The sequence below is a fragment of the Mesorhizobium sp. CA10 genome (genome assembly GCF_020165285.1).
Taxonomy (GTDB): Bacteria; Pseudomonadota; Alphaproteobacteria; order Rhizobiales; family Rhizobiaceae; genus Mesorhizobium.
On the sequence record NZ_JAIUHV010000002.1, the window covers coordinates 270,614 to 297,022 of the forward strand.

A 26,409-nucleotide genomic window follows, 5' to 3' on the forward strand; every position below is an offset into this window, starting at 1 on the left:
GCGGCATGGCCAGGACCGAGAAGATATCGGAAACAGGCTCGGAGGAGGCGATCCGTGCCTACAAGACGATCCTGTCGCAGGTGATCGACCAGCGTCCGTCGGGTATGCGCCAGCGTCTTGCCGACGCGCTCGGCAAGCACCGCAGTTTCGTCACCCAGATTTCCAGTCCGGCCTATTCGATCCCGATCCCGTCAAAGCATCTGCCGTCGATCTTTTCGGTCTGCCATTTCAGCCAGGCCGAGCGCGACCAGTTCATGGCCGCCTATCACCAGGCACATCCCGGAAAAGTTCCGGCGGCCCCCGGTCTGCGCAGGACACGCCATGTCTCGCTCATCGTGCCGGATTTCGGCGACGACAGGCAGAACGCCGCGCTCGACCGGGCGATCAACGAATTCATCCAGAAAATAACCAGCATCGCCGGCAAGGGCAGCGGCTGAGCAAGAGCAATTCCAGGAAAGGTATCCAGCGGTTTTTCCGTTCGGAATTGCATAAAACAAGACGTCGGGAGGACTGCCATGAAGAAATTCATCAACTCGGTGGACACGGTCCTGACCGAAAGCCTCGACGGTTTCGCGGCCGCTCATGCCGACATACTCGTGCTTGGCGACGACCACAAATTCATCCGCCGCAGGGCGTTGAAGCCAGGTAAGGTCGCGCTGATCTCGGGTGGTGGATCCGGTCACGAGCCGCTGCATGGCGGCTTTGTCGGCCACGGCATGCTGGACGCCGCCTGCCCCGGCCAGGTCTTCACCTCGCCCACGCCTGACCAGATGCTCGCGGCCGTCCAGGACGTCGAGACCGGCGCCGGCTGCCTGTTCATCGTCAAGAACTACGAAGGCGATGTGATGAATTTCGACATGGCGGCCGAGATGGCGGACCGCGTGCTGCAGGTGGTGACCAATGACGACGTCGCGGTCGAGAACTCGTCCTACACGACCGGACGGCGCGGCGTCGCCGGCACGCTGGTGGTGGAAAAGATCGTCGGCGCCGCCGCCGAGCAAGGCATGCCGCTGCCCGACCTCAAGGCGCTGGGCGACCGCGTCAACGCCGCGACGCGCTCGATGGGCGTGGCGCTGACCAGCGGCACGGTGCCCGCCGCCGGCAAGCCGACCTTCGAGATCGGCGACGGCGAGATGGAATTCGGCGTCGGCATCCATGGCGAGCCCGGCCGTCGGCGCGACACGCTGAAGAGCGCCGACGCCATCGCGGAGGAGGTCTGTGCGGCGATTGCCGGCGACCTCGGCGATCGCGCCAAAGGGCCGGCACTGCTGTTCGTCAACGGCTTCGGCGGCACGCCGTCGATGGAGCTCTATCTGATGTACAACAGCGCCCGCAGGGTGTTCGAGAGGCAGGGCGTGACGGTGGTCCGCTCGCTGGTCGGGTCCTATGTGACCTCGCTCGACATGGCGGGGTGCTCGATCACGCTGACCATGCTGGACGACGAAACGTCAGCACTTTGGGACGCGCCGGTACACACGGCGGCGCTGCGCTGGGGGATGTAGCCGGCTTCAGCCAAGACCGAAGCCCGACGCCTCAAAGCGTCTTTGACGCCACGGCCACCACGCTGGAGAGTTTTCCAGCCTTGCGCAGCAACGGCGCCTCATATTTCTTCTTCGTCATTTCCAACACCCTCCGGATCAATCCACAGAATGGACGATCCGCGCGGAAAGTCAAACCCACAAGCCGGCTTTGCCGCCGCGCACTGGTTTCCAGTGTGCTTTTCTGTAAGCATGGGCTTGTTCCTATCATTCGAACGCCGTCCGGGTTAATGCTGCCTTCTCTTGCGCCTGCCGATGAAAAACTGCTGCTGACCTTCGCCGACCCAGAGGCATCGGCCGCCATTGGCGATAGCACTGCGGCCGCGACCCTGCTGGCGCTGCTCGCCAATGCGGAGTTTCACGGCGTGCTGCCGATCATGCTGCGCAAACTCCGGGAGATCGGTGAAGCCCGACTGCCGCAGGACGCAACCCTGCAGCGGAGACTGTCGGAGTTGCGCGACGAGGCAACGATGGCGGCCGGCCAATCGATGCTGCTGCAATACCATGGCGACCGCATCATGAAAGCGCTGGCGGCAAAGGGCGTGCCGGCCCGGATCGTCAAGGGGCCGGTGTTCGCGCGCAAGCTTTACAGCCAGATTGCGGACCGTCCCTTCACCGACATCGACATTCTCGTCGACCCCGCCAGCATCGAGGCGGCCAACAAGACCATCGGCGAATGCGGCTTCGAGCTCGGCAGCGACGAGGCCAAATCGCACGAGCTGCAGGAATTCAAATGGCTGGAGAAAGAGAACTCCAGCCTGCTGATCGAATTGCATGGCAATCTGGTGCACGACACCGGCATGCGCAGACGACTGTCGCTTGGCTTCCGCGAGTTGCAAGCGATCGACGGCGGCGAAACCGACACGCCGGCCGCGCTGCTCACCATCGCCATCGTCCATGCCGCCGGCGGCCACAAGTTCCACCGCCTGCAGCTCTGCGTCGACGTGCTGCAAGGCGTGCGGGCGCTGAAATCGTCTCAAGAGGAAGCGCGGCTGCTCGATGCCGCCCGCATGACCGGCATCGAGCTCGAGCTGGCCACAGTCCTCAACGTCACCGGACGCCTGTTCGGCGCGCCGCGCGCGATCGAGCTTGCCGACCGCATCAAGCCGGACCTCTCGATACGGTTGGCGAAATGGCTTATCACCGGCAACATGCTGCTTCGGGTCAATTCCCGCGAGAAACTGCGCTCGCGCCTCAGTCGCGATGCCTTCCGCTGGGTGCAGAGGCTGGCGCGGCCGCGACCATGTCCAGCCTGAGCTCGGCATGGAGAACCCGCTCTCGGCCGTATTCATCACCGAGATTTCGTCCGTCACCGCGCCCATGCTTGCGCGCTGGGCAGATAACGGCCATCGCGTTGCTGCCGTGGTCGTGCCGGGCCCACTTGCCGGCAAGCGCTTCAGCTTCAGTGCCCTGCGCCGCCGCCTGCGGCGACGGTTTGCTTTGAGGTCTCATCTCGGCCACGCCATGCCCCCATTGATCGAATTCAGCCCGCCCCATGATTGGGATGCGCTTGGGCCGCGGCTCAGCGCGGCCCGCGCCGATCTTTTGATCTGTTTCGGATACAGCAAACTGATCCCGCAAACCGTGCTGGAGCTGTTTCCGAAGGGCGGCCTCAACCTGCATCCCGCGCTTCTGCCGCACTATCGCGGTCCGCATCCAATGCACCGGCTAATTATCGACCAGATGCACGAAGCCCATGGCGGCGTGACCTTGCACAAGATGACATCCGACTTCGATGCGGGCGATATCCTCGCGCAGGTTAGCTTTGCAGCAGAGGATTGGCGTTCGGCCGCAACGGTGAACCAGGCCCTGGCCAACGCAATGGCTGTGCTCGCGACGGATGTTGCGCCTGAGTTTTGCAGGGGCAGGCTTGCCGGAATGCCCCAGCCGGATGGGGCCTATGTCTGGGCGCGCATCGAGCGCGGCCCGTTTGTCGTCGGCAAACAATTTTCAAGCGAGCATGTCGCGCGGCTATGCCGGATCGTCGGGTCGAGTGTTCCGGTCAGTGTCCTGATCAATGGCAGACCGGTCCGGCTCGCTCAGCCGATCCGCCGCCTGGGACCACCCAGCGGCGAAGCCGCGAAATGCCGACGGGGACTTGTGGAATTCGACTGCGCCGACGCGCGCGTCGTGCATCTGGTCTACAACAAGCTGTCCCGGCTGTTCTTGCGTTGGCAGTCAAAACCCCGCCACCGCGGTCGAGAGCAGCCATCCTTGCGAAGGACTGAGCACGCGTCAACTTGGCAGCGCAGCCTGGATCAGCGCCGCCGCCTCGGCCGGCCTTGCCCCGACTTCGAGCGTGAAGGTCGGCACCGCCTTCACCAGTGCCGCGATCGTCGCCATGCGCCTTTTCTGCAGCGAAAGCAGGCCGGTCATGCCGGTCCTTACATTGTCGGTTGCCAAAGCCACCATGGCGTCTGTCCTGGCCATCGGCAGCAGCCGGGTCTCGGCGTCTGCCGAGCGTGCAAGGTGCAGGAGCGCTGTGACGGGCCTGGCGCGCACATCCTCGACACGGATGATGTCGCCGAGGCGGTCCAGCGAAACGGATTGCTCGCCCCCGGCGTCCCACTTCTCGCCCAGGCAGGGTGCGATGAAGGGCAGCATCGCCGCCGTGTTGCGGTGGACCTTCACCTTGCGCGGCATGCCCCAGGCCGTGATGCCCTGCGGGCTTGCGTTGAGGATCATCACGTCGTCCGAGCAGAGGCCGAAGCCCCGCGAGGCAAGCGCGAGCGATGTGGTGGACTTGCCCGTGCCGCTTGGCGCATGGATGAGGACCAGGCCGTCCTTTCCAGGCAAGGTGAGACCCGCAGTGTGCAGCATATGCTGGCCGTCCGCGTCGAGTGCTGCATCCAGCACCATCATCAGCAGGGTCCACTTGATCTTGCTGTCGGGATGAAGACGGATTTCGGCCCGGCCCTCGCCGTCGTGGATCGATAGCGTCTGCTGGCCCGGAAAGACGAGATAGAAGACGCTTCCGGCGTCGATCATGCGGCAATGGCCGTCTAGCGGCACGTCGCCGTCGAAAGCCAGCTTTCCTTCGGGGTTTTCGTGCAACTGAAGCGTTTCGACAATGTTGACGCGAAAACCGGGTTGGACAGGCTCGTTCATACGCAGGGCGCCGAGCATCAGGTCGAAGCTCGGCCACAGGTCGGCACGCGCGGCGGTGATGCCTATGACCTGGCCGTTGAGATCATAGCGGAAGGTCTGGTCGCTCAAGCGGCTGGCGCCTTCATGCTGGCCGGGTGGCGGTAGATCTCCACCATGCCGGGCTGGCTGTCGCTCACCACCGGCTTGCCGTCGAGGCAGACCCAGCAATGCGCCGACAGGCGAGGCTCGCGCATCGACCTGGCGTCGACGCCGAAACGCAGCTCTGGATTAAGACCGGCCATGCGCAGAAAGCGGAAGCCGAGCAGACCTTCGCGAAGGCATCTGCGGTCGCGCATCAGCCAGGGGCGTCGCACCGTCCGCTTGACGCGATGGACGATGTAGGTCCAGGGCAAGTCGCGATAGGGTGCGGGCGACTGCAGCGGCGCCAGCTTCAACACGCTTTCGAAATCTCGCCGGCCGACCAGCACCGGCATCAGCCGGGCGCTGAGCCACAAATGAACGCGGAACAAGGCGCGCAGGACCGGTCCGTCGGCCATCACGCGTCCGGGTCAGCGAGGATGCCTTCAGCCACCAGCTCGGCGGCCAATTCGGCCATGTCCTGATCGAGCGTTGCCTTGTCGACCTCGAATTCCTCCGACAGCAGATCGACGATCTGGTCGAGCTTGAGCGCGCCGTTCACCTTGTCGAGAAAAGCCTCGGTCGTGTCGTTGCAGGTGTAAAGCTGGCCGCTGCGCGCCAAAAGCACGACCGCGCCATCGCCGACATGCTGCACGGACGCATCGTCCGCCATGCGCAGCACCGTTTCAGAGCCGATTTCAGCCATCCGCCCGCTCCCTTCGCTGAAAGAGCAATTAGCGCGGCGCCGCGAGGCTGTCCATCGCAATGGATGGCGAAGGGGGGACGATCGGCGCCGCAGGTGTCTGCCCGCTACCAAGCGAATATTAGCGAAGTCTTGCCTTGCTTCCCCCGAGTAAGCTATGAGTCCGTCGGGCTTTGGGGAGTGATCTGTATGCGTTACAATTGGGAACGGGCTCCGACGGCGTTCGAGCGCCATCGGAAGGCGCTTGCGGCGGCCATCCTGATCGCCGGCGGCGTCGGGCTGATGCTGGCGGCGCTGCCGCTTTAAGCCGGCTGATCTCTCGGACCGTGACGGCGACGCCTCACCGAAGGTGCCGGACGGAGCCGTTTGCCGGCGATGTCGACCAAAATGCAGGAAGACATGGCCGCCACGCGCGGCTTAGTCTATGGCAAGGCGGCAGAACGTTTCTTGGGAGGAAGGCGGATGGCCTCACGCTATCACGAAGTCTATGAGGGCTGGAAAAGCGACCCCATAGGGTTCTGGGCCGAGGCGGCGAAGGCGATCGACTGGTATAGGCCGGCCGAAAAGGTCTTCGATCCGGAAGCCGGCGTCTATGGACGCTGGTTCACCGGCGCCACCTGCAACACCTGCTTCAACGCCATCGACCGCCATGTGGCGGGCGGCCGCGCCGACCAGCTGGCGCTGATCCACGACAGCGCGATCACCGGCACGGTGCGGAAATTCACCTATGCGGAGCTAAAGCGCGAGGTCGTCGCGCTGGCTTCGGTGCTGAGGCATCGCGGCATCGGCAAGGGCGACCGCGTCATCATCTACATGCCGATGGTGGCGGAAGCCGCTATCGCCATGCTTGCCTGCGCGAGGCTAGGCGCCGTGCACTCGGTGGTGTTCGGCGGCTTCGCCTCGCACGAGCTCGCCACCCGCATCGACGACGCCAAGCCGAAGCTGATCATCACCGCCTCCTGCGGCCTGGAGCCAGGCCGCGTCGTCGCCTACAAGCCGCTGCTCGACAAGGCGATCGAGATGTCGAAGCACAAGCCGGACGCCTGCCTCATCCTGCAGCGCGAGCAACTGCGCTGCGAGATGAAGGACAATTACGACTTCGACTATGCCGATGCGGTTGCGCGCGAACGCGCCGCCGGCGCCAATGTCGACTGCGTGCCGGTTTTAGCCACCGACCCGCTCTACATCATCTACACCTCCGGGACGACCGGGCAGCCGAAAGGCATCGTGCGCGACAATGGCGGCCACATGGTCGCGCTGAAATGGACCATGGATAACGAGTTCGGCGTCAAGCCGGGCGAGGTGTTCTGGGCGGCTTCCGATGTCGGCTGGGTGGTCGGCCATTCCTATATCGTCTACGGACCGCTTCTGCATGGCTGCACCAGCGTGCTGTTCGAGGGAAAGCCGATCGGCACGCCGGATGCCGGCACCTACTGGCGGGTGATCTCGCAGCATGGCGTGGTGGCGCTGTTCACCGCGCCGACCGCGTTCCGCGCCATCAAGGGGCAGGATCCCAAGGGCGAGTTCGTGCCGAAATACGACCTGTCGAAGTTCCGCACTTTGTTCCTTGCCGGCGAGCGCGCCGACCCCGAAACGATAAAATGGGCGGAGCAGAAGCTCGACCGTCCCGTCATCGACCATTGGTGGCAGACCGAGACCGGCTCGCCGATGACGATCAATCCGGCGGGGCTCGGGCTTTTGCCGGTGAAATACGGCTCGCCCGGCGTGCCGATGCCGGGCTACGACATTCGCATCCTCGACGATGCCGGCCACGAGGTGGCGCGCGGCACGCTCGGCAATGTCGTGGTCAAGCTGCCGCTGCCCGCCGGCTGCCTGCCGACGCTGTGGAACGCCGACGCCCGTTTCCGCCAGGCTTACCTCGAGGAGTTCCCCGGCTACTACAAGACGGCTGACGCCGGCATGATGGACGAGGACGGCTACCTCTATGTGATGGCCCGCACCGATGACATTATCAACGTCGCCGGCCACCGGCTCTCGACCGGCGCCATGGAAGAGGTGCTGGCGGCTCATCCCGATGTCGCCGAATGCGCGGTCATTGGCATTGCCGATGCCATGAAGGGCCAGGTGCCGCTCGGCTTCGTCGTGCTCAATGCCGGCGTGTCGCGCGATAGCGGCACGATCGAAAGTGAGGTTGTCGGGCTGGTGCGCGAGCGGATCGGCCCGGTTGCGGCCTTCAAGACTGTGGTGACGATCAAGCGGCTGCCCAAGACCCGCTCCGGCAAGATCCTGCGCGGCACGATGCAGAAGATCGCCGACAAGGAGGAATGGACCATGCCGGCGACGATCGACGATCCGGCGATCCTGGACGAGATCACGGCGGCGCTGAAGGGACGCGGCATCGGGGTGTAGTCGCCGGTAGACGACCGCGTTAAGGATCAATTTACCAATTTGTACCGCACTGCAATCGCTTATTGTGCAGCGCAGCAATAAACTTTAAAGTTTGCTTGGGGGGCCATACCGAAGGCACCGCATGGCCCAGCACAAGACGACATTCGGCGGCGTCGATATACCGCGATTCCCGGCTGCCGTCCTGGTGATGTTCTATCGCAGTCTGGCGGCTGTCGCGCTGATGGCATTGTCGCTGCGCCTCGACCTTTCCTGGCCCGGCTGGCGGATCGGGCTGATGACCTATCCGCTCTATCTCATCCATGATGTCGTCGGCGCGGCCATGATCGCGGTAAGCTGGCTGATCGCGACCGAGGCCGAGCCGCGCATCCGGCTGCTCTTGGACCACTCGCTGTTCCGCTATCGGTTGAAAGCCGCCTGACGACGCGACTGCCGATCGCGCGCCGGTGTGGAATTGTTTGCATTCGGCATGATATCGAGGCGCAGATCAGTGCAAGTAGCCGAGCCTCAATCCGTGAATCTTTTCCAACGATCGAGACGCCCTCGACCCGCGCCACGCGAGCGCCTCGTCATGGACATGCGCGACATGGTCGTCTACGCAATCGGCGACGTGCATGGCTGCCACGACGAACTGCGCGCGCTGGAGCAAAAGATCCAGATCGATGCGCAGCGCTTCAGCGGTCGCAAGATCATCATCATGCTGGGCGACTATATCGACCGCGGGCCGCATTCGCGGCGCGTGATCGACCATCTGATGGCGCCGCCGCCGAAGGGCTTCCAGCGCATCTGCCTCGTGGGAAATCATGAAGTCGCGCTGCTCCTCTATCTGGACGGTCATCTCTCGCGTGAAACCTGGCTCGGCTATGGCGGCCGCGAAACCCTGTTCTCCTACGGCGTTGACCCTGACCGGCTGATAAGCCTCTACGGTTCGAGCGAGCAGGCGGATGCGCGCATACGCGAGGCCATTCCAGCCAGCCATGTCGACTTCCTGCGCACGCTGCCGGCGATGGTCTGCTCCGAGCATTTCGTCTTCGTGCATGCCGGCATCCGTCCCGGCGTCGCGCTCGAGGCGCAGGACGAGGGCGATCTGCTCAACATCCGCGAGGAGTTCTTCCAGGCGGCGCACCGCCTCGACCGCTGGGTGGTGCACGGACACACGATCGTGGATGTTCCGTCACTCGACGGACGCCGGCTCGACATCGACACCGGCGCCTTTCAAACGGGACGACTGACGGCGCTCAGGATCGTCGGCAAATACGGCCGGCTGCTGTCTTCGCGGGATTAAGGACGGTTCACGCTCCTAGGCTGAACCGCCCCCGATCTCTGTCTTTCCGAACGGAACCACCCCTCAGGCGGCCTGCTTGGGGCGCTGCTCCGATTTTTCCAGATAGTAGCTCGAATAGCGGTCGAAGAACCTTTCCGAGCCGCCGAGCGAGCCGTATTTCGCCAGCTTCTTCAGATCGACCTTGTTGAGCACCGCGCCGATCACCTTATTTGCGATATAGGGCTCGGATTCCAGCATCGAGCGCACCATGTTGCGGGGCGTGCGGCCCCATTCGGTGACCAGCACAAAGCCGTCGACCAGCGGCGCGAAGGCCTTGGCGTCGACGACGGGTCCGAGCGGCGGCAGGTCGACGATGATGTATTCGAACGTCTCCTTGGCGTTTTCGACGAAGCGCCGCATGCCGGCCGAGCCCAGAAGCTCGCTGGTGTGCGAAAACTGGCCGCGCAGCACGGCGGGAATGATCGCCAGCTTGGTCTGGCGATCGACCTTGCCGACCGACTGCCAGCTCTGGCCGTTGACCACCGCTTCCATCAGGCCCTGCTCGGCCTCCATGCCGAGGCTGCGGCTCAGGCCCGGATTGCGCAGGTCGCCGTCGATGAGCAAGGTCTTGGCACCGTTGGCCGCGAGCAGGCCGGCGAGGTTCGCGGCCACCGTCGACTTGCCTTCCCCAGGCAGCATCGAAATGACGCCGATGACCCGGCTGCTGCGGTCTTCCATCACCACGTCGAAGGCGATCTTGGCGTTACGCAGCGTCTCGGCGAACATCGAGGCCGGGGCGTCGATGCTGACGCGCATGCGCGCCCGTCTCTCAGCCGCGGAGAGGCTGGCCACCTTGCCGTCGGCCGGCAGGTCGTCGGCTTTGGTATCCTTGGCCTTGCCGCCGCCGATCGTCGGCAGATAACCGAGGAATTTCAGGCCGACGCGGTCGCGAACGTCCTCGCCCGTCCTGAAGAAACGCTCGTTGAACTCGTTGAGGCCGCCGAAGCCGGCGCCAAGCATCAGGCCGAGCACCAGCGAGAGCGCCAGCACGCGCAAGGTGCGCGGGCTGGAAGCCGCGAGCGGCATCGTCGCGTCGGAAATGATGCGGACCTTGCCGACCGGGAAGGATTGCTGCTGCGAAGCTTCCTCATAGCGGCTGAGGAAGGTCTGATAGAGCGTGGTGAGCGCCTGTGCCTGCTGGTCGAGCTCCTTGAGCTTCACCTGCGACTGGTTGTCGATCGAGCTCTTGCCGGCGGCGGTGGAAATCTTGTCGCGCAAAGCCGTTTCGCGCGCCTGCGCCACCTCGAAATCGTTGCGGTAGCTTTCGGTGAGCTGTTTCAACTGGCCGAATATCTGCGCCGAGACATCGGCCTTTTCCTTGGCCAGCGCGACCGCTTGCGGGTGATCCTTGCCGAAATTCGTCTCGATATCCTGCAGGCGCTTGGCAATGGCCAGATAGCGGGTCTTGAGCGCGATGATGACCGAGCTGCTCGGCTGGTCGGCGCCGATGGCCGAATCGTTGAAGGCGCTTTCGGAACCGCTTTCGACGATCGCCTTGTATTGTTGATAGCGGGCGCTGGCTCTGGCGGTATCGGCCTGGGCGACGATGAGCTGCGCGTTGAGATCGGCGAGCTGCTTGTCGCTCAGGAGCTGGCCGTCGCTGTTGGCAGACAATCCATGTTCGGCCCTGAACTTCTCGACGGCCAAGGCTGCCCGCTGAGAGCTCTCACGCAACTCCGTGAGCCGGCCCTGCAGCCACAAGGCCGCGCGCTCGGTGGCGTCGAAGCTGGCGTTGAGCTGGTCGGCCAGATAGGCATCGGCATAGGCCTTGGTGATGGCCGTGGCGAGTGCCGGATTTGTCGACTGATAACCGATGCTGATGACGTTGGCACGGCCGACGCGATCCGCCATCAACCCGGTCTGCAGCATGAGAACCGCGTAATCGTGGGTCGCGGTCTTGATCATGGCTTCGCGCGTCGCGGCGTCGACATTCTCGATGCCGGGGAGCTCGTTTGCCGAGCTGCCGCGGAAATAGCCGACAACACTGCGCAGGAACCCTACACCTTTGGCCAAAGCCGACTGCGGCGGGCTCATGAAGTCCGGGTTTTGATCGAGCTTCAGCTTGTCGACCACCACAGACGCCAGCCGTGCCGAGTTGAGAACCTCTATCTGGCTGAGAATCGTCGCGTCCGTTTGCACCGTGGCGCTCGCAGCCGAGATGTCGTCGACGACCTTGTTCAGCCCTTCATCAATCAAAACGCTGGCGACCGCCGTATACTGCTTGGGCGTAGTCTGCAGATAGATGACGCCCAGGCACAGACCGATAATGGCGCAGACCGCCACCACCTTGGCCTGTCGGGCGGCCATGCCAAGCAGACGCTCGACATCGATGAAGTCTTCACCCTTTTCCGGATCGGTGCTGGGCAACGGCATCCTCTTGTCGAGGGGGAAGGTGGCATAGTTCATTTTCGGTCCAATTCCAGGTTGCAGGCGCTATCGGCCTTGGTAGATCGGCGTCGTGACCAGAAAAGACCGCGCAACGTTGCTGCCAGGATGCGCCGGGCCGGAAGGCCCGGGCGCTGGTGTGGCTGTCGCGCCATCGCGAAACCGCATATGCACCCGAAAGATGGGCATTATGCGGCCACTTCCCGGCGCTCATGCGACCGGACAAATTGCTGCAGCATCTCGAAGACAGGGCCCTTCATGTCGTCGCGCGCCAGGGCGAAAGCGATGGTGGCCTCGATAAAGCCCTCCTTGGAGCCGCAGTCGAACATGCGGCCGTCGAAAGGCCGGGCGTAAAAAGACTGGCTTTGGGCCAGCCGGACCATGGCGTCGGTGAGCTGGATTTCATTGCCCGCGCCGCGCTGCTGATTGCCGAGCAGGGCAAAGATCTCCGGCTGCAGAACGTAGCGGCCGTTGATGTAGAAATTCGACGGCGCATTGGCCGGCGCGGGTTTTTCGACCATCGCCGTCACTTCGAAGCCGGATGCCACGTCGGCGCCGCGGCCGACAATGCCGTATTTGCTGGTTTCGGCCGGGTCGCAGCGCTCGACGGCGATCACATTGCCGCCGGTCCGCTGATAGAGATCGACCGTCTCGGCGAGGCAGCCGCGCGCGCCGAAGGACACCATGTCGGGAAGCAGCAGCGCGAAAGGCTCATTGCCGATCACCTCGCGCGCGCACCATACGGCGTGGCCGAGGCCCTGCGGCGACTGCTGACGGATGAAGGAGGTGGCGCCGGCCTCCGGCAGCAGGCTTTCCAGCGCTTCGAGCTGCGCTTTCTTGCCGGTCTGCTCCAGCGTGCCGATCAGTTCAGGATGCAGGTCGAAATAGTCCTCGATGACCGCCTTGTTGCGGCCGGTGACGAAGACGATGTGCTCGATGCCGGCCTCGAACGCCTCGTCGACGGCATATTGCACGACAGGCTTGTCGACGACGGGCAGCATCTCCTTCGGCATCGACTTGGTCGCCGGCAGGAACCGCGTTCCGAGCCCCGCCACCGGGATGACTGCCTTCCTGACTTTCTGCATCTGCTCTTCCTTCTGAGAGAAAAGATTTCTACCTGTCGCCGGCTATCAAATCGCCCGCATGCTTCATCTCCCCACCCCCACGGCGAACTTGCGCCGCAAGCCTTCTGAGCCGGACGGCGATCGGCATCGACATATGCCCGATCGCCGCCGGATCCCTGAGCGCCGCGCCGATCGCCTTGAGCGGGGCACGTGCCTTGATGTGCCGAACCAGGGACAGGAACGACGCCGCCTTGCGCAGGCTGCGGCCACGCTTGGCGAAAGCCGCCTTTGCGTCGCTGTCCATGGGATATGCCGCCGCGAACCTGGCATCGGCGCGCGTCATCGCCTCGACGTGATGCAGTTCGAGCACGCGCGAGATCGAGCCGGTGCGGATGTGGTAGGCATAACCGACGGTCGGCTCGACCACGCAACGGCCGCCGCTGGCCAGCGCGCTTGCGAGCAGAATGTAGTCCTCACCAATGCGCAGCTTCTCGTCGTAGCGCAGCTTGTTGTCGTCGAGGAACCGGCGCTGGAAGATCGGCTTGAGATAGCCGAAATTGAAGCGCGATTCGAAGACCAGATTGCCGGCGATGTAGTCGGCCAGCGAGATTTCGCGCAAGCCTTCGAGATAGCCGGCCGGGAACATGGTGTCATCGGGCGTGCCGTCCTCGCGCACGATCTGCACATTGTCGACCGCAATCTGGGCGCCCGCCGCTTCGGCGCGGGAGATCATCGTGGCCAGGCGGCCGGGAAGGACCGCGTCGTCGGAATCGAGCACCGCCACCCAGCGGCCGCGCGCCAGGTCGAGGCCGGCATTGCGGGCGCCGCCCGGACCGCGATTGGCGGGCAGCGCCACCACCTTGACCACATCTTGCGGATAAGCACGCGCCACATCCAGCGTGCCGTCGCGCGACTGGTCGTCGACGACGATGACCTCGACGGTCACGCCGAGTTGCGCGATCGCGCCGGCGATGGCGCGGTCGAGAGTCGCCTCGGCGTTGTAGGCGGCGATGACGAAGCTGACGTCAGGCTGCACGCTTGTTCCCTTGTTCTGGCGACGTGAGGCCGTATTGGCGGATTTCACGGACGCCGACCAAACCGCTGACGACACCAACGTGCATAATGCCGCGCAGCACGCTGCGGTTCCGCTGCACCGGGCTGATGGCGGTCAAAATAGCCATGCCGAAGCAGTAAGCAGCCTTGGCCGAAGCGAGCCCGACCTGACCGGCGCGACGCAACCCGCCGGCGCCGTGTCCTATCAGGTGGCCATGCGTCTGGCCGAAGCGGAAGCGGCGGCGGCGCAGCCAGTCGAACGCGGCCCTGGCACGCGGCACGACCTCGTCGACGAAGGCTTGCGGAGCAAAGGCGATGCGGCCGCCGGCCTTGACCATGGCATCGAAGAACTCGGTGTCCTCGCCACCGGTCTGGCCGCGCGCCAGGCTGAAGCGCCGGCCGCAAAGGCTCGCGTCGGCCATTTTGAGCAAGACGTTGCAGGTGTAGCCGGTACGGATCTCGCCGCGCACCCAGACCGGCAAGGTGGAATGGAAGTCGCCCTTCTGCATCCAGTCCGGCGCGTCGGGGCGGTAATGCGCCCGCACCGGACCGAGCACCGCCGCAGCGCCCGTGGCATCGGCCGCCGCCATCAATTCGACCAGCCAGCGGGGCGACGCCGTCTCGTCGTCATCGATGAAGGCAACGAAGTCCGACACGCTGGCGTCGAGACAGGCGTTGCGGGCAATCGAGATGTTGCGCGCCGGCGCGTGACGATAGCGGACCGGCAGCTTCAATTCCTCGGCCAATGCTTTCACCAGCTTCTGCGCGCCGGGCTCATCGTCATTGTCGGCAACGACGATGCCAATCTCGGCTCCCGCCGGCTTCTCCAGCGCGGCGACGGAGCGCAACGTGTCGGCCAGCTCCGGCCGACGGAAAGTGCAGATGCAGATGTCGATCGAGCGCCCGGTCATCATGCCACCTTGCGCTGCAATCGAGACGCCAAAAGCTGCTGCCAGAAACCGGCCGACCAGCCGAAATGCATGACCATCGCCGAAACCCCAGCCAGCGCTATGCTGGCGTTGCGTTGGCGTGTCGCGGTGACCGCGCCGTAGCCGAGGCACACCGCCGCCCATAAGAGGAACGGCACCGCCGCCAGCCAGTGGACGAAGGAGAACAGGGCGAGCAGCACCACGGGCGCAACCAGCAGCGGGATCATCTGCCGAACCTTCGGCACCATGCGGTGCTTCAGCACGTTCCTGGCGCGACCGCGGCCATAGCCGAGATACTGGAAATAGAGGCTCTTCAGCGTCGAGCGCGGATAATAGACCATCTGCGTCCTGCCGCTCATCCAGATGCGGTAGCCGGCCTGACGCAGGCGGTAGTCGAGCTCGGCGTCCTCATTGTGGCTGAAGCTCTCGTCGTAGCCGCCGACATGCCTGAAGGCGGCGACGCGCATCAGCGCGTGGTGGCCGTGGTCGACCCATTCGCCTTCGGACATGTGCCGGTGCTTCGAGCCGCCGGTGCCGAGCTTGGAATTCTGCGCCGCCGCGACCGCCTTCTGCACGGCCCCGGTGCCGGCGGTCAGCATCGAAACGACGACCGAATCGGCGCCGGTGGCAAATGCCTCCCCGACCAGCCGGTCGCAGTAGTCGTCCGGATAGCCGCCATGCGCGTCGATGCGGATGAGGTAGTCCGCGCCTTCGCCAAGGGCCGTCACCGCGAGATTGATGGCGGCGCTCTGGAGGCGCTTCGGATTGGCGAGCAGGATGACCCGGGGATCCTTCGCCGCGACGTTTTCGACGATGGCTTGCGTGCCGTCGGTGCTGCCGCCGTCGGCGACGACGATGCGGCCGCCGAGCCGGGCCGCCGCGGGCCGCAATTGGTCGAGCAGGCCGCCGATATGGGCCGCCTCGTTGAGGCAGGGAATGACGATCAGGATCGATGGGATAGCCTGCGTCAGTGGTTGCTGCACGTCCCCTGCCATCACGCCGCGGCCTCTGTCGTCGCAAAATTTGAAGGCATAGCGGCGAGGCCGCTCAGCTTTTCGACGAAAGCCGCGCAGTCGCTGCGGTCGTAGCTCCAGGTCCGCGGATTGCGCGCCAGCACCCGCGACTTCAGGCCGCGATATCGATCCTGATCCATCCGCCCGAGCACCGCCTCGATGCCCTCGGGCGTCGCTTCGGACAGAAGCACGCCGATATCCTGCCGCTTCAGGAAGCGGCCGGTTTCGGTGCTCGCCATCGAGATCGGCACGGCGCCGAAGCGGCAGCCCTCGTAGAGACGGTTGGGAAGCAGCCATTCCGAATTCTGACCGGCTTCAAAGAAATCGATCGCCCAGGAGAAATGAACCTCACCGTAGATGGCTGCCATGTCCTCCGGATTGCGGTAGGGGCCGCGGAAGGAAAGCCACGGCTCGGCCTCGACGAAACCGTGAAAGTCCGGAAATTCGGACAGCGCCGGACGGCCCCTGAGCACGACTTCGAAACGGCCCGCCTGCCGGCGGGTGAAATCGGCCAGCAGCTCCAGCGAGCGGCGGCAGCGCAGCGCGCCGAACCAGCCGATACGCCAGGGCGGTGGCAACGGGCTGTCGTCCTCGACAGAATGCGCGGCGACAACGGATGCTGCCTCGAAATATTTGTTCTCTATCAGCTCGACAGGTGCGACGATCTGCCCGAAAGGCTCGAAGTAATTGGCGATGAAGGCCGGCGAGCTCGTCACCAGAAGCTTCACGTCGCGCGCGAGATGGCGTTCGGCGCCACGCAGCGTCCTGCCGACGAAGTCGTCGCGCAGCACCAGGCGATGGATATCGAGGCATTCATAGACGATCGGCACGCTCGCCCCGAGCGCGCCGTTGGCGCGGCGGGCCAGCGCCAGCATTTCGAGGTTGCGCGCGATGATGAGATCAGGCTTGGGCACGGCGCCCAGCTTCGCGCCGATCGACATGGCTGCCTTGGCGACAGCGCCGATGCGCTGCGCGAATCGGCCGTCGCGCGTCGCGCCAAGGTCGACAGGCTCGATGCCTTCGATCTCGGCGACCGGGCTGGTGGTGCGGCGGAAGCCCGCCAGGGTAACCCTGGCGCCGCCTGCCTTGAGCATCTGTATTCTCCGGCGCACCGCCGGGTCGGATACGTCATGCACAAGGTACAAGACATGCAGCATGTAACTCGACCGCTGTTGGGCCCACCCATCGGGGATGCTAGTACAGCTTTTGCTGCATCGCAACAATTTTGGTGCGGCGTAGCAAGCGCCCGCACATTTTTTGTTGCACTGCAAAAATCATAAGCTACTCTCAGCCTGCTTGGCGTCGATCCGGATTTCGCGTTGGCTATCAGCGCGGAGCAGCCCGCCAGATCGCGACGCGGATCGCGTGTAAACACTCCGGCAAACATGCCGTTTTAACCGACGTGGCCCGCCACGGACGCGAAACGAGGTTCCCATGAAAGTCGTGATCGAAAACACAGTGTGTCTGAACACTGGCGATGCCGCGATCCTTTTGGCTATCCGCCATATTCTCAGATCGATCGTCGGCGGCGATGTGCAGTTCCTGGTTTTCGACAGTCAGCCCGACGTCGCGGCCAGGCTTTACCCGAAGAAAGATTACCCGGATCTCGAATTCCACAAGCTGCTGTCGGAATCCCTGTTCAGGGATCAGCATGGCGGCGGGATAAAGGGCCGGCTCAAGTCGATCTACAATCGGGGAGTCTTGCGCGCCTTGCGCCGCTTTGCCCAAAACGGCGCCAGCAGCGTGTTCTTCAGCAGAAGCGACCGCCACGGCCTTGAGGCCTATGCGAGCGCCGACCTGGTGGTCACGACAGGCGGAACCTATCTCGTCGAGAACTACGATCTTGAAAAGCGGCTCAATCAATTCCGCATCGATGCGATCTTGGGCAAGGACCCGATCTTCTTCACGCAATCGCTCGGCCCGTTCAAGAAAAGTTACAATCGCCAGGAGCTAGGCCCGATCTTCGATCGGGCTCCGCTCATCCTGCTGCGTGATGAGCGATCCAGAAATCACCTACTGGATCTGGTGAAAGACCCCGGCAAATGCCATGTGGTCGCCGATGCCGTCTTTGCCCTGGCTGATACCGACAGGATCAAGAAACATCTCGGCAGCGCACCGGCGCCGACGGGCCGAGTCGCTATTTCCGTCCGCCACTGGAGCTTCGTCAGCGACGGTGAAGATGGCATGCGCCGCTATCTCGATTCGATCCGGGAGATCGCCACAATTCTTGTCAGGGACCACGCCAAGCAGGTGACCTTCATCTCAACCTGCCAGGGTGTGCCGGAATATGCCCATGACGACGCCAGGACTGCGCGGGCGATCGTGGCCGAGCTCGACCCGGAAATCGCCGAACACGTCAATATCGACGCCGCATTTCACACGCCCGACCAACTGATGGCGCTGGTGAAGGATTGCGACTTCGTCGTCGCCACGCGCATGCATATGATGATCATGTCGCTTTGCGTCGGCACACCGGTGCTGCCGATCGCCTATGAATTCAAAACCAAGGAAGTCGCCAAGCGCATCGGTGTCGACGACCTTCTGCTCGACATTGATACCGTAACGCCGTCGGAAGCAGCCGAAAAACTCGGCAGATTCATCGCCAGTCTTGACCACTATCGCCGGGCGAGCCTCGAGGCCGTGCTGGAAGAGCATGCGTCGGCAATGTCGGCAACCAGGCCGCTGTCCTCCTTGATAGGCAACCGCTCACCCAATGTTGCTGGCGACGTTGGCAAGAGTGGCGAACAACGCCTTGCGCGACTGCGGAACAGCAAGCATGAGGGCCAAGGCGAACCCGTAGTTTAGGACGACCGCCACCAGGATCGTGAGCAGGTCCGACTGATTGGTCAGCAGCGCCGGCAGCGACAGATACGAGAGCCAGGCGAGCAGGGACGAGACGATGAAGAGCCCCTGTATGCCCAGAAAATCGCCGGCGGTCACCGGGCCGACACGATGGATGAGGGCGGCAAGCACCGGGATACGCAGCACGTAACCGCTGATGGCATAGGCCGCCGCGACGCCGATGGCACCCCAATGCAGGCCGACGATGAAGGAGGCGACGGTCGTCAAAGACGAATAGATGCCCCAATGAAACATCGTCTTCGTCTTGCCCTGGCAGATGAATATCCACCCCGTGGTGCTCGATACGGACTGCATCAGGCCGGCGATGCCCAGCCAGGCGAAAATCGGCGCCACGGCCATCCAACGCTCGCCGAAGAGAAGCCTGACCACCTGCTCCGAAGTCAGTGTCAAAGTCGCAATGCCGGGCATGGTGATGACGGCCAGCAGCCAGTTTGTCCGGACGTAGATGTTTCGAAATCGCTGCTTGTCCTCATGGATGCGGCTGAGCAGCGGCACCATGATACGCGCCAGCGGCTGGTTGATGTTCTGCAGCGGAAAGAGCAGAAGCTTGTACGCGCGATCATAATAGCCCAGCTCGACCGCGCCGGAATATTTTCCGATGAGAATGTTGTCGAGGTTGCGAGACAGAAAATTGACGAGATTGAAGCCGGTGAGATTCGCCCCGAACCTGAATATGTCGGCGTCGACCTTCAGATTCGGCCAAGACGGCGTCCAGCGCGTCACCAGCCAGCCGGCAACCAGCGCTACGACAGCTGACACAGCTGGACCCAAAACCAGAGACCAATAGCCAAGCCCTAAATACGCCGCGGTTGCGGTAGCGAGCAGCCCTACGGCCGCGGTGATTGCGTCGTTGAACGCAAGCTGGCCGAATTGCAGATAGCGGTTCATCAGGGCAAGCGGCACCGCGGCAAGACTGCCAAAAAGCAGCGGCACGGCGGAAGCAAGTGTTATCCCCCACATTCGCTGATCGCCGTAGAAAGCGGCAATGGCGGGGGCCAGGCAAGCCACGACCGCCCCGGCGCACAGGCCGACAACCGCGCTCAGCCAGAAGACTTGGTTGAGTTGCCGTTGATTGATCTCCTTGCGCTGGATGACCGCCTGCTGGAGGCCCAGATCCTGAAGCAGGCCGACGAAGGCCACGATCGGTCCCACGGAAGCCACCAGACCGAAATCCTCGGGGACGAGCAGCCGGGCAAGGATGACGACCGAAAGGAACTGGATCGCTATCTTGAAGCCTTGCGCGCCGGCCGTGACCAGCCCGCCGCGCAAGGCAACGCGACCAAATTGCGGGGGCGGCGGATTGGCATTCATGTGACGGATCCGGTCTCCCCTAGCCGCGCAACGATCTGCGCAAAGCGTTCATTCAAGCTATCGGCATTGAAATCCGCCTCGACCTTCCTTCGAGCGGCAAGCGCTATCGGCTCGCACAGGCCCGGGTTCTCGGCGATCCAGGTGAGTTTGCCGGCAAGCGCGGCGACGTCCCTTTCGGGCACGAGGAAGCCAGTCTTGCGATCCTCGATCAGCTCCGGAATTCCCGAATGGTAGGTGCTGACAGCGATCAGGCCGCCGGCCATCGCCTCCATGAGCGCAACCGGTATTCCTTCCAGATCGCCGTCTCGCCCGGCGACGCTTGGCAGCAGGAAGACATGGGCGTCGCGCAGGCGCTGCTTCACCTCGCCGTGCGGACGCGGTCCGAGGAAGGTCACCCTGTCGGCAATACCGAGGTCGACGGCGGTAAGCTTCAATTCCTCCAGCAATTCCCCGCCGCCGATCACGGAATAGGTCCAATCGCGGTGCGGCAGGCAAGCGAGGGCGCGAAGCGCATATTCGGTCCCCTTTTTCTCGGTCAGCCGGCAGACCGAGATGAAAGACAGCGTACGCCCCTGCCAGGAGCGCCAGCGATATTCGATCTCGCTTGGGCGAATGCCCATGTGGTGAACCGCGACTTGTGCCGGCGCGGCACCGGCATCGATCAGGGCCTGACGGAAGAATGCGTTCACAGGGAGCTGGAGAGCCCCTTGTTCGAAAACGGGCCTGTACTGGTCCAGAGTGCCGTCATGCAACGGCCTGCCGACATCGGTGCCATGGAATATGGTCACTAAAGGCGCGGAAATCCTGTGCCGCTTCATGACGCGGGCGACGCGCAGGCCGTTATGGCCAAAATGCGCCACGATCACATCGACGTTTCGCAGCTTTTGTGCGTTGGCCAGGTCGATAAAGGTCGAAAGCTTGTCCCAAAATCTGCCGGACCATTTCCGGAGCAGTGAGCGGTAGCGATTCAGGCCACCCCACCAGGAAACGACAGGGCCGGGCAATGTCTGCCAACGTGCATCGTCCACATTGCTATCCTTGCCAAAAGCCATCTCGTTGCAGACGACGCTGACTTTCATTCCCCTTTCAAGGCATCCGGCAATCTGATCGAGCACGAATGTCTCGGACAGAGTGGGAAATTTGTCGACTACGAAGCAAATCCTCATCGGCAGGATGTTCTCGCCCAGATCAGGCTGGAAACATCGCCGGCAGGGCCTGACGCATGCGGCATGAACTTTGACTCCTGTCGCCCCAACCTATTGCAGGTTTTGCCGCATCGCAACATTTTTGGTGCAGCGCAGCAAACGGTTCCCTCTCCTTGCTTGTAAGCTACGCAGCGTGGCGGACGCCCTGCCGAGCCGCTCTTTCGAGCAGATCGAGAAACACCACCAATTGCCGCGCGGGATCGAGCTCCGGGCGCTTGGAGAAGGCCAGAGCCGAGGCCGAAAGCCGTTCGTATTCCTGGCGATCATTCCAAAGGCGCGTCACCGCCGACGCCCAGTCGATAAGCGGGGCGTCGTAGTCGAGCACCACGCCGCCGGGACCAATGGCTTCGGGCAGGCCGCCGCGCCTCGAGCCCACGACAGGGATGCCGCTGCAATGCGCCTCGGACGCCACGCGGCCCCAGGCTTCCTCCCATTTGCTCGGAGCAAGCAGGATCCTGGTGCGGCCATAGACCGTCTTCATGTCGTCGGTGCGGTTTTCCAGCGTGACGTTCGAGAGCGGCGCGATGGTCTTTTCGATGCGGGCACGATGCTCGTCCTCCAGTTTCCAGCTCTCCACGAAGAGGAAGGGAATCTCCGGGCAGGCGGCCGCAATCCTCACCGCCAGATCGAACCCCTTCTCCTCATAGGGATTGATCATGGTGACGAATTCGCCGGTCGTATGCGTGCAGTAGAGCGCGTCGTTGATGGTCGGCGGAAGCACGGTGGACTCGATGCCGAATTTTTCCTTGTAGGTGCGCGCCGTGAATTCCGAATTGGCGATGTACAAAGCCGAATTGAGTTCGCGCGGATCGCCGGCGAGTTCGTGAAATTCGACATTATGCAGATAGACGACCAGCGGCACGCCTTCGGCAAGAAGCGCCTTTCCGAGCAGGACGGATTTGTGGCACTGCACGACCGCGACATCCGGTGTGGCCTTCTCGACGGCGAAGCCGGCCGCCTCCCAGGGGAACCAGGCGCGCATCACCGGGTAGCCGGGGAAATTGTCGACAACCGCGGGCTGCCGCAGCAGCTTCATCTTGGCACGCGCCTTGAGGCCGAACATGCCGTCGCCGAACAGCGAGGCGAGGACCGACGCCTGATGGCCGTGCTCGATCAGCTGTTCGACCAGGTGATGCGTGTTGGATTGCACGCCGCCGGTGAACTCGGGAATGTACCCGTTGCCGCTTGCAAAAAGCACTTTCATCGTTCTGCTCCTAATTCGGCCCGGGCGAGTATCCGCAAGCCACGGCTCATCAGCTTGCGCCGCGCGCCAAGGGAAGCTTCGACGTCATCGCCCGACACAGCCGGCCGAGCGAAGCGGAAAGCGACAGCGCCGAATACTCCCGCAACAATTTTGAAGCCGGGATCACCTTTCCCGCCTTCAGGTCCCGCGCCAGATAATGCGGGAAGGAATGCATGTATTCCCTGACGAGGTCGGCCTTCAGCGGTCCCGACCTCCATGCCTTCACCGCCGAGACGAATTCGTCGGCCGGGGCGGATGCCAAACCTGTATCGTAGGCTTCGAACGTACGCCGCACGATGGCGCGTTCCTTGTCGCTGAGCGACGTCTTTCCGGCTCCTTCGGCAAGCAGGGCGTAGCGGCGGATGTCCTCGGCCGCGTGATGCCACAGACCCTTCCTGGCCATGATGCTCGACCGCTGCAGCAGCGCCTGCATCTCGAGATCGGCCGTCCTCGGCAGGGCCTGCTCCGAGCGATCCAGATACTCATGCAGATCGACCGACTTGTAGACCTCTTCCATGATCGCCCGGTCGTACGCGCCCCAGGCCTTGATCCGGTCGGTGTAGGAAATGACCACCTTGGTGCTGCCGCGGACCATGTCGTGCTGGCGCTGGAAGAACATCAAGCCATCAACCCTGATGCCCTTGAACCGGCGTGCAAGCCTCAACATCATCTCGTAGTCCTGCGACCGGACCAGGGTCTCGTTGAAGCCACCCACCTCGTCGTAGCATTTGCGGCGCACCAGGAGACCCGGCTGGTGGACGTGGCAATATTCAAGATGCGACGGGAAGAAATTGTCCTGGCTGACATGGCCGAAGGCGACGACCTCGTAATCCTGCTCATCGATCTGGGCCGAACGCTGGAAACGCGCATATTCGCCGAATGCGAAATCGGCGGCCGGCTCCCGCTCGAAGGCGGCGAGAAACCGCTCAAGCGCCGTCGGGTGCGCGACGTCGTCGTCATCGAATATCCAGACGAAATCTCCTGTGCAGCGCTTCAGGGCAAAATTCAGCGCCGTCGATTTCCCGCCATTCTCCTTGCGGTGGTATTCCACCGGCGCCGGGAAAGAGGCCGCCACCGCGCCGGTATCATCCGTCGAGCCGTCGTCCACGATCAGGATCTGATCCGGCACCACGGTCTGCCGCAGCAGGCTGCCGATGGATTCGGGCAGGAATTTTTGCCGGTTGAAGGTGGGGACGATGACGGTGACCGTCGGTTTGCGCTGCGCAGCCATTGATGACCTCATACTGTTGCCGATGCTCCGTTCGCCGGCATGAGTCCACAGCCAAGGCGACGGCCATTGTCCTTGAGGCAATCAGCCCTCATGCCGCCATCCTGCCGATCGAGAAATATTCGATGCCGTAGCGCGCGATCACCTTGGGATCGTAGAGATTGCGGCCATCGAAGATGACCGGCGTCGTCAGAGCATCCTTGAGCGCATCGAAGGACGGCGCGCGGAAGCTCTTCCATTCGGTGCAGATCAAAAGCGCGTCGGCGCCGCGCAGCGCCGCTTCCTTGGTGCCGCACAAAAGCAGATCCTCGCGCAGGCCGTAGATCGCCTGGCACTCCTGCATCGCCTCGGGATCGTAGGCCTGCACCTTGGCGCCGGCCGCCCACAGCGCTTCCATCAGCGTGCGCGCCGGCGCCTCGCGCATGTCGTCGGTGTTGGGCTTGAAGGCCAGCCCCCAGACGGCAAAGGTCTTGCCCCTGAGCGCGCCCTTGAAATAGTGGTTGACCTTGTCGAACAGGACCGACTTCTGCGCATTGTTGCGCTCCTCGACGGCGCGCAGCAGCTTGGCGTCGAACTTGACGCCCTCGGCGGTCTTGATCAGCGCGCGCACATCCTTGGGAAAGCACGAGCCGCCATAGCCGAGGCCGGGATAGATGAAGTGGTAGCCGATGCGCGGATCCGAGCCGATGCCCTTGCGCACCTCCTCGATGTCGGCGCCCAGCTGCTCGGCGAGATTGGCCATCTCGTTCATGAAGCTGATCTTGGTCGCCAGCATGCAATTGGCGGCATATTTGGTGAATTCGGCGCTGCGCACGTCCATCACGATCATCTTCTCGTGGTTGCGGTTGAACGGCGCGTAGAGCTCGCGCATCACCATCTCGGTGTCCTCGCTGGAGGTGCCGACGATGATGCGGTCCGGCTTCATGCAATCGGCGACCGCCGAGCCTTCCTTGAGGAATTCGGGGTTCGAGGCGACGTCGAAGGCGAGATCCTCGCGGCCGCGCTTCTTCAGCGTTTCGGCGATCCTGGCCTTCACCTTCTCGCAAGTGCCGACCGGCACGGTCGACTTGCCGACGACGATCTTGGCGCTGTCCATCTCACGGCCGATGGTCTCGGCGACGGCCAGCACATATTTCAGGTCGGCCGAGCCATCCTCGCCGGGCGGCGTGCCGACCGCGATCATCTGGATCTGGCCATGCCTGACCGCCGCCGCCGCGTCGGTGGTGAAGCGGATGCGGCCGGCCGCGTGGTTTTCTCTGACGAGGGCCTCCAGGCCCGGTTCGAAAATCGGGACCAAACCCTGGTTCAGCCGCTCCACCTTCTTCTCGTCGATATCGACGCACACCACCTCATGGCCGACCTCGGCCAGCACAGCGGCCTGGACGAGACCGACATAGCCAATCCCAAACACCGTCAAATTCATTTGGTTCTATTCCTGTCAAAGGCCGGGCCGCAAAAGCGGTCCGGCCGGTTCAGATGTCCCCCAGGCCAACGGCCCAGTTGGTTCGGCATGATCCTATCCCAAAATCGGTTCCACTTTGGGGGATCATGCCTAGTTGGAATTGCTAATGCTGCATGCCAGCGATTCCGGGAATTGGCATGGCTGGCCCAAAGCGGTGAAAGCGACGCGCTTGACCTCCATGGTCACCTTGCTGCCGGGATCGACAAAGGCGCCCATCCAGTTGGTCAGCTTGTCGCTGCCCCAAAGGCTGAAGAAGATTTTCTGCGAATGCTTCGGCAACTCGTCGGGGTTGGTCACCTCATGGACGAGCTTGCCGTTGACGTACCAGCGCAGCCGGTCCTTCTCCCAAACGAAGCCATAATCGTTGAAGCCCTTGTCGGCGCCGCCTTCGACGTCGACAAGCTTGCCGTTCTTCGGCTTGCCCTGAATGTAGCTGTTGACCTGCACCTTCGACGGATCCTTGGTGAGGACCTCGAAGTCGATCTCGTCCCAAGGCTGTTTGTCCTGCGGGCCGATATAGGAGAAGAAGGCGGCGTTGAGGCCGGAGCCGGTGCCGGTCTTCATCCGTGCCTCATAGACCCCATAGCCGTAGCGCTGCTTGGTCTGGATCTCGGCGCAGGCGAACTCGCGGTCCTTCAGCTTGCGCTTTTCGAAGCCCAGCGAAAGCACGCCGTCGGACAGCCGCACGAGATCCTTCGACCACGTGCAGTTCTGATGTGCGCCATTGGTCCAGCCGTCCGAGACGAACCAGCGGGACTGGTTGAAATTCGAGAAATCGTCAACGAAGGACGGCGCGCTTTGCAGCTCTTGCTGCGCCGCTTGCGCATGCGCGGGATGCGGGCTCGCCGTAAGGGCCGCAGCGACCGCAAACAGGGCGCCGACCACGCCAAGCCTCAGGCTGGTTAATCCGCTCCCTGGCGCCTGCGATACCTCGCAAGCCGCCTCGGTGGAGGTGTTGTCCGGATTTGCGTTCATAACAAACTCACCTTGTGTTGTCCGCCCAACCCAAAGTCATCCTCGGTTCGCATGAGCGAGCCGCTTCCGATCTTCCGCCCTGTGAACTCCTCTAATGTCCTGTAACGTCTCGTACCGATGACGGCGCCTGACGCGCCGTCAGCCTCTTGCCGTCGCCTGCGCAGCAGACCGGTCGGCACCATCCTCGACGATCGCGTCGAGCGAATGACGCAGTTCCTTCACCAGGCCTTTCTGGCGAACAAGCTCCGCAATGCGCCGCTCGCAGTTCAGGATCGACTTGGTCATCGCGGCGACATCCGATCCCTTGCTGGCCGACGCCGAACCATTCTCCATCGCCTCGACCAGAAAGGCGGCGTTGGCAGCCGTCGACTTATAACGATTCTCCAGTCCGATTTTCTCCGCCTCGATCTCGGCCGCGATCTGGTCGAACAGCTTCGCCAGCCGGTCGAAACGCTGGAGATCGGTCTGCCGGTCGCGAGCCGGATCCCGGGATCTGAAGCTAAAAATCGAAGCCATCCTATC

The 26,409-nt window shown here is 63.3% G+C and carries 24 protein-coding genes and 1 pseudogene; 8 read left to right on the top strand and 17 right to left on the bottom strand.

The features are described from left to right. Window positions 1-5: 5 nt before the first annotated feature. From LB535_RS04770 to LB535_RS04780, 3 genes are all read left to right on the top strand, one after another. Window positions 6-437 (top strand): hypothetical protein, encoded by a 432-nt coding sequence (locus LB535_RS04770; protein ID WP_095766135.1) that lies wholly within the window; start codon window positions 6-8, stop codon window positions 435-437. Window positions 438-515: 78 nt separating this feature from the next. Further along, on the top strand, window positions 516-1,502 hold the full coding sequence (gene dhaK / locus LB535_RS04775) for a dihydroxyacetone kinase subunit DhaK (protein ID WP_224631353.1): 987 nt from the start codon (window positions 516-518) through the stop codon (window positions 1,500-1,502). A 266-nt stretch (window positions 1,503-1,768) separates the two neighbouring features. Beyond that, window positions 1,769-2,794, top strand: coding sequence for a nucleotidyltransferase family protein (locus LB535_RS04780; protein ID WP_224631354.1), 1,026 nt, complete (start codon window positions 1,769-1,771; stop codon window positions 2,792-2,794). Here LB535_RS04780 and LB535_RS04785 read toward each other — a convergent pair. Further along, window positions 2,733-3,161, bottom strand: coding sequence for a hypothetical protein (locus tag LB535_RS04785; protein WP_224631355.1), 429 nt, complete (start codon window positions 3,159-3,161; stop codon window positions 2,733-2,735). The genes LB535_RS04780 and LB535_RS04785 overlap by 62 nt on opposite strands. Here LB535_RS04785 and LB535_RS29030 point away from each other — a divergent pair. Beyond that, window positions 3,084-3,296 (top strand): annotated as a pseudogene (locus LB535_RS29030) (formyltransferase family protein); the annotation flags it as partial. The gene LB535_RS04785 and the pseudogene LB535_RS29030 sit on opposite strands and share 78 nt — an antisense overlap. A 477-nt stretch (window positions 3,297-3,773) precedes the next feature. On the opposite strand, the gene LB535_RS04795 reads toward LB535_RS29030, so the two are convergent. From LB535_RS04795 to LB535_RS04805, 3 genes are read right to left on the bottom strand one after another with little or no spacing between them, the layout of a single operon-like run. Then, the gene (locus LB535_RS04795; protein ID WP_224631356.1) at window positions 3,774-4,754 is read right to left on the bottom strand and encodes a serine kinase; all 981 of its coding nucleotides are present in this window, start codon (window positions 4,752-4,754) and stop codon (window positions 3,774-3,776) included. Further along, window positions 4,751-5,182, bottom strand: coding sequence for a lasso peptide biosynthesis B2 protein (locus tag LB535_RS04800; protein WP_224631357.1), 432 nt, complete (start codon window positions 5,180-5,182; stop codon window positions 4,751-4,753). The genes LB535_RS04795 and LB535_RS04800 overlap by 4 nt, the downstream gene beginning before the upstream one ends. Next, on the bottom strand, window positions 5,182-5,469 hold the full coding sequence (locus LB535_RS04805; protein ID WP_224631358.1) for a PqqD family protein: 288 nt from the start codon (window positions 5,467-5,469) through the stop codon (window positions 5,182-5,184). Before LB535_RS04805 ends, LB535_RS04800 begins: the two co-directional genes overlap by 1 nt. A gap of 459 nt (window positions 5,470-5,928) precedes the next feature. Between LB535_RS04805 and LB535_RS04810 the strand changes: the two genes are divergently transcribed. The 3 genes from LB535_RS04810 (at window position 5,929) to LB535_RS04820 (ending at window position 9,118) form a co-directional block, all read left to right on the top strand. After that, entirely contained in the window at window positions 5,929-7,836 is a 1,908-nt protein-coding gene (locus tag LB535_RS04810) for a propionyl-CoA synthetase (protein WP_224631359.1), read from the top strand. Window positions 7,837-7,957: 121 nt separating this feature from the next. After that, window positions 7,958-8,254, top strand: coding sequence for a hypothetical protein (locus tag LB535_RS04815; protein WP_224631360.1), 297 nt, complete (start codon window positions 7,958-7,960; stop codon window positions 8,252-8,254). 150 nt (window positions 8,255-8,404) lie between these two features. Continuing rightward, window positions 8,405-9,118: a metallophosphoesterase gene (locus LB535_RS04820; protein ID WP_224527072.1), complete on the top strand. Its 714-nt coding sequence runs from the start codon at window positions 8,405-8,407 to the stop codon at window positions 9,116-9,118. Window positions 9,119-9,181: 63 nt separating this feature from the next. On the opposite strand, the gene LB535_RS04825 is transcribed toward LB535_RS04820, so the two are convergent. From LB535_RS04825 to LB535_RS04850, 6 genes are all read right to left on the bottom strand, one after another. Further along, window positions 9,182-11,563, bottom strand: coding sequence for a polysaccharide biosynthesis tyrosine autokinase (locus LB535_RS04825; RefSeq protein WP_224631361.1), 2,382 nt, complete (start codon window positions 11,561-11,563; stop codon window positions 9,182-9,184). A gap of 167 nt (window positions 11,564-11,730) precedes the next feature. Then, window positions 11,731-12,627: a UTP--glucose-1-phosphate uridylyltransferase GalU gene (gene galU, locus LB535_RS04830; protein ID WP_095766145.1), complete on the bottom strand. Its 897-nt coding sequence runs from the start codon at window positions 12,625-12,627 to the stop codon at window positions 11,731-11,733. A gap of 28 nt (window positions 12,628-12,655) precedes the next feature. Then, window positions 12,656-13,642, bottom strand: a complete 987-nt coding sequence (locus LB535_RS04835) for a glycosyltransferase family 2 protein (protein ID WP_224631362.1) — start codon at window positions 13,640-13,642, stop codon at window positions 12,656-12,658. Next, window positions 13,632-14,573 (bottom strand): glycosyltransferase, encoded by a 942-nt coding sequence (locus LB535_RS04840; RefSeq protein ID WP_224631363.1) that lies wholly within the window; start codon window positions 14,571-14,573, stop codon window positions 13,632-13,634. Before LB535_RS04840 ends, LB535_RS04835 begins: the two co-directional genes overlap by 11 nt. Next, entirely contained in the window at window positions 14,570-15,583 is a 1,014-nt protein-coding gene (locus LB535_RS04845; RefSeq protein WP_224631364.1) for a glycosyltransferase family 2 protein, read from the bottom strand. Before LB535_RS04845 ends, LB535_RS04840 begins: the two co-directional genes overlap by 4 nt. Further along, a complete protein-coding gene (locus LB535_RS04850) occupies window positions 15,583-16,758 on the bottom strand; it encodes a glycosyl transferase family 1 (protein WP_224631365.1) in 1,176 nt (391 codons plus the stop codon). The genes LB535_RS04845 and LB535_RS04850 overlap by 1 nt, the downstream gene beginning before the upstream one ends. Before the next feature lie 277 nt (window positions 16,759-17,035). Here LB535_RS04850 and LB535_RS04855 point away from each other — a divergent pair, with 277 nt between their 5' ends. After that, window positions 17,036-18,406: a polysaccharide pyruvyl transferase family protein gene (locus LB535_RS04855; protein ID WP_224631366.1), complete on the top strand. Its 1,371-nt coding sequence runs from the start codon at window positions 17,036-17,038 to the stop codon at window positions 18,404-18,406. Here the strand turns inward: LB535_RS04855 and LB535_RS04860 are convergent. From LB535_RS04860 to LB535_RS04890, 7 genes are all read right to left on the bottom strand, one after another. Continuing rightward, entirely contained in the window at window positions 18,308-19,732 is a 1,425-nt protein-coding gene (locus tag LB535_RS04860; RefSeq protein ID WP_224631367.1) for a lipopolysaccharide biosynthesis protein, read from the bottom strand. The two genes, LB535_RS04855 and LB535_RS04860, sit on opposite strands and share 99 nt — an antisense overlap. Before the next feature lie 38 nt (window positions 19,733-19,770). Further along, window positions 19,771-20,889 carry a glycosyltransferase gene (locus LB535_RS04865; protein ID WP_318012265.1) on the bottom strand — a complete coding sequence of 373 codons (1,119 nt, stop codon included), beginning with the start codon at window positions 20,887-20,889 and terminating at the stop codon, window positions 19,771-19,773. A 214-nt stretch (window positions 20,890-21,103) separates the two neighbouring features. Beyond that, the gene (locus LB535_RS04870; protein ID WP_224631369.1) at window positions 21,104-22,183 is read right to left on the bottom strand and encodes a glycosyltransferase; all 1,080 of its coding nucleotides are present in this window, start codon (window positions 22,181-22,183) and stop codon (window positions 21,104-21,106) included. Window positions 22,184-22,232: 49 nt separating this feature from the next. Then, window positions 22,233-23,453, bottom strand: a complete 1,221-nt coding sequence (locus LB535_RS04875) for a glycosyltransferase family 2 protein (protein WP_224631370.1) — start codon at window positions 23,451-23,453, stop codon at window positions 22,233-22,235. Window positions 23,454-23,541: 88 nt separating this feature from the next. After that, window positions 23,542-24,873: a UDP-glucose dehydrogenase family protein gene (locus LB535_RS04880; protein WP_140845616.1), complete on the bottom strand. Its 1,332-nt coding sequence runs from the start codon at window positions 24,871-24,873 to the stop codon at window positions 23,542-23,544. A gap of 129 nt (window positions 24,874-25,002) precedes the next feature. After that, on the bottom strand, window positions 25,003-25,887 hold the full coding sequence (locus tag LB535_RS04885; protein WP_224631371.1) for a glycoside hydrolase family 16 protein: 885 nt from the start codon (window positions 25,885-25,887) through the stop codon (window positions 25,003-25,005). Between the two features lie 138 nt (window positions 25,888-26,025). Then, on the bottom strand, window positions 26,026-26,403 hold the full coding sequence (locus LB535_RS04890) for a hypothetical protein (protein ID WP_224545397.1): 378 nt from the start codon (window positions 26,401-26,403) through the stop codon (window positions 26,026-26,028). Between the last annotated feature and the right edge of the window lie 6 nt (window positions 26,404-26,409).

What these genes read in the sequence shown, in the direction of transcription:
- LB535_RS04780 (WP_224631354.1), top strand. Translation starts at nt 1,769, where the DNA reads ATGCTGCCTTCTCTTGCGCCTGCCGATGAAAAACTGCTGCTGACCTTC.
- LB535_RS04785 (WP_224631355.1), bottom strand. Translation starts at nt 3,161, where the DNA reads ATGCAGGTTGAGGCCGCCCTTCGGAAACAGCTCCAGCACGGTTTGCGG.
- LB535_RS04850 (WP_224631365.1), bottom strand. Translation starts at nt 16,758, where the DNA reads ATGCTGCATGTCTTGTACCTTGTGCATGACGTATCCGACCCGGCGGTG.
- LB535_RS04820 (WP_224527072.1), top strand. Translation starts at nt 8,405, where the DNA reads ATGGACATGCGCGACATGGTCGTCTACGCAATCGGCGACGTGCATGGC.
- LB535_RS04810 (WP_224631359.1), top strand. Translation starts at nt 5,929, where the DNA reads ATGGCCTCACGCTATCACGAAGTCTATGAGGGCTGGAAAAGCGACCCC.
- LB535_RS04770 (WP_095766135.1), top strand. Translation starts at nt 6, where the DNA reads ATGGCCAGGACCGAGAAGATATCGGAAACAGGCTCGGAGGAGGCGATC.
- LB535_RS04890 (WP_224545397.1), bottom strand. Translation starts at nt 26,403, where the DNA reads ATGGCTTCGATTTTTAGCTTCAGATCCCGGGATCCGGCTCGCGACCGG.
- LB535_RS04855 (WP_224631366.1), top strand. Translation starts at nt 17,036, where the DNA reads ATGAAAGTCGTGATCGAAAACACAGTGTGTCTGAACACTGGCGATGCC.
- LB535_RS04825 (WP_224631361.1), bottom strand. Translation starts at nt 11,563, where the DNA reads ATGAACTATGCCACCTTCCCCCTCGACAAGAGGATGCCGTTGCCCAGC.
- LB535_RS04800 (WP_224631357.1), bottom strand. Translation starts at nt 5,182, where the DNA reads ATGGCCGACGGACCGGTCCTGCGCGCCTTGTTCCGCGTTCATTTGTGG.
- LB535_RS04805 (WP_224631358.1), bottom strand. Translation starts at nt 5,469, where the DNA reads ATGGCTGAAATCGGCTCTGAAACGGTGCTGCGCATGGCGGACGATGCG.
- LB535_RS04815 (WP_224631360.1), top strand. Translation starts at nt 7,958, where the DNA reads ATGGCCCAGCACAAGACGACATTCGGCGGCGTCGATATACCGCGATTC.
- LB535_RS04875 (WP_224631370.1), bottom strand. Translation starts at nt 23,453, where the DNA reads ATGGCTGCGCAGCGCAAACCGACGGTCACCGTCATCGTCCCCACCTTC.
- dhaK (WP_224631353.1), top strand. Translation starts at nt 516, where the DNA reads ATGAAGAAATTCATCAACTCGGTGGACACGGTCCTGACCGAAAGCCTC.
- LB535_RS04840 (WP_224631363.1), bottom strand. Translation starts at nt 14,573, where the DNA reads ATGATGACCGGGCGCTCGATCGACATCTGCATCTGCACTTTCCGTCGG.
- LB535_RS04880 (WP_140845616.1), bottom strand. Translation starts at nt 24,873, where the DNA reads ATGAATTTGACGGTGTTTGGGATTGGCTATGTCGGTCTCGTCCAGGCC.
- LB535_RS04870 (WP_224631369.1), bottom strand. Translation starts at nt 22,183, where the DNA reads ATGAAAGTGCTTTTTGCAAGCGGCAACGGGTACATTCCCGAGTTCACC.
- galU (WP_095766145.1), bottom strand. Translation starts at nt 12,627, where the DNA reads ATGCAGAAAGTCAGGAAGGCAGTCATCCCGGTGGCGGGGCTCGGAACG.
- LB535_RS04845 (WP_224631364.1), bottom strand. Translation starts at nt 15,583, where the DNA reads ATGGCAGGGGACGTGCAGCAACCACTGACGCAGGCTATCCCATCGATC.
- LB535_RS04885 (WP_224631371.1), bottom strand. Translation starts at nt 25,887, where the DNA reads ATGAACGCAAATCCGGACAACACCTCCACCGAGGCGGCTTGCGAGGTA.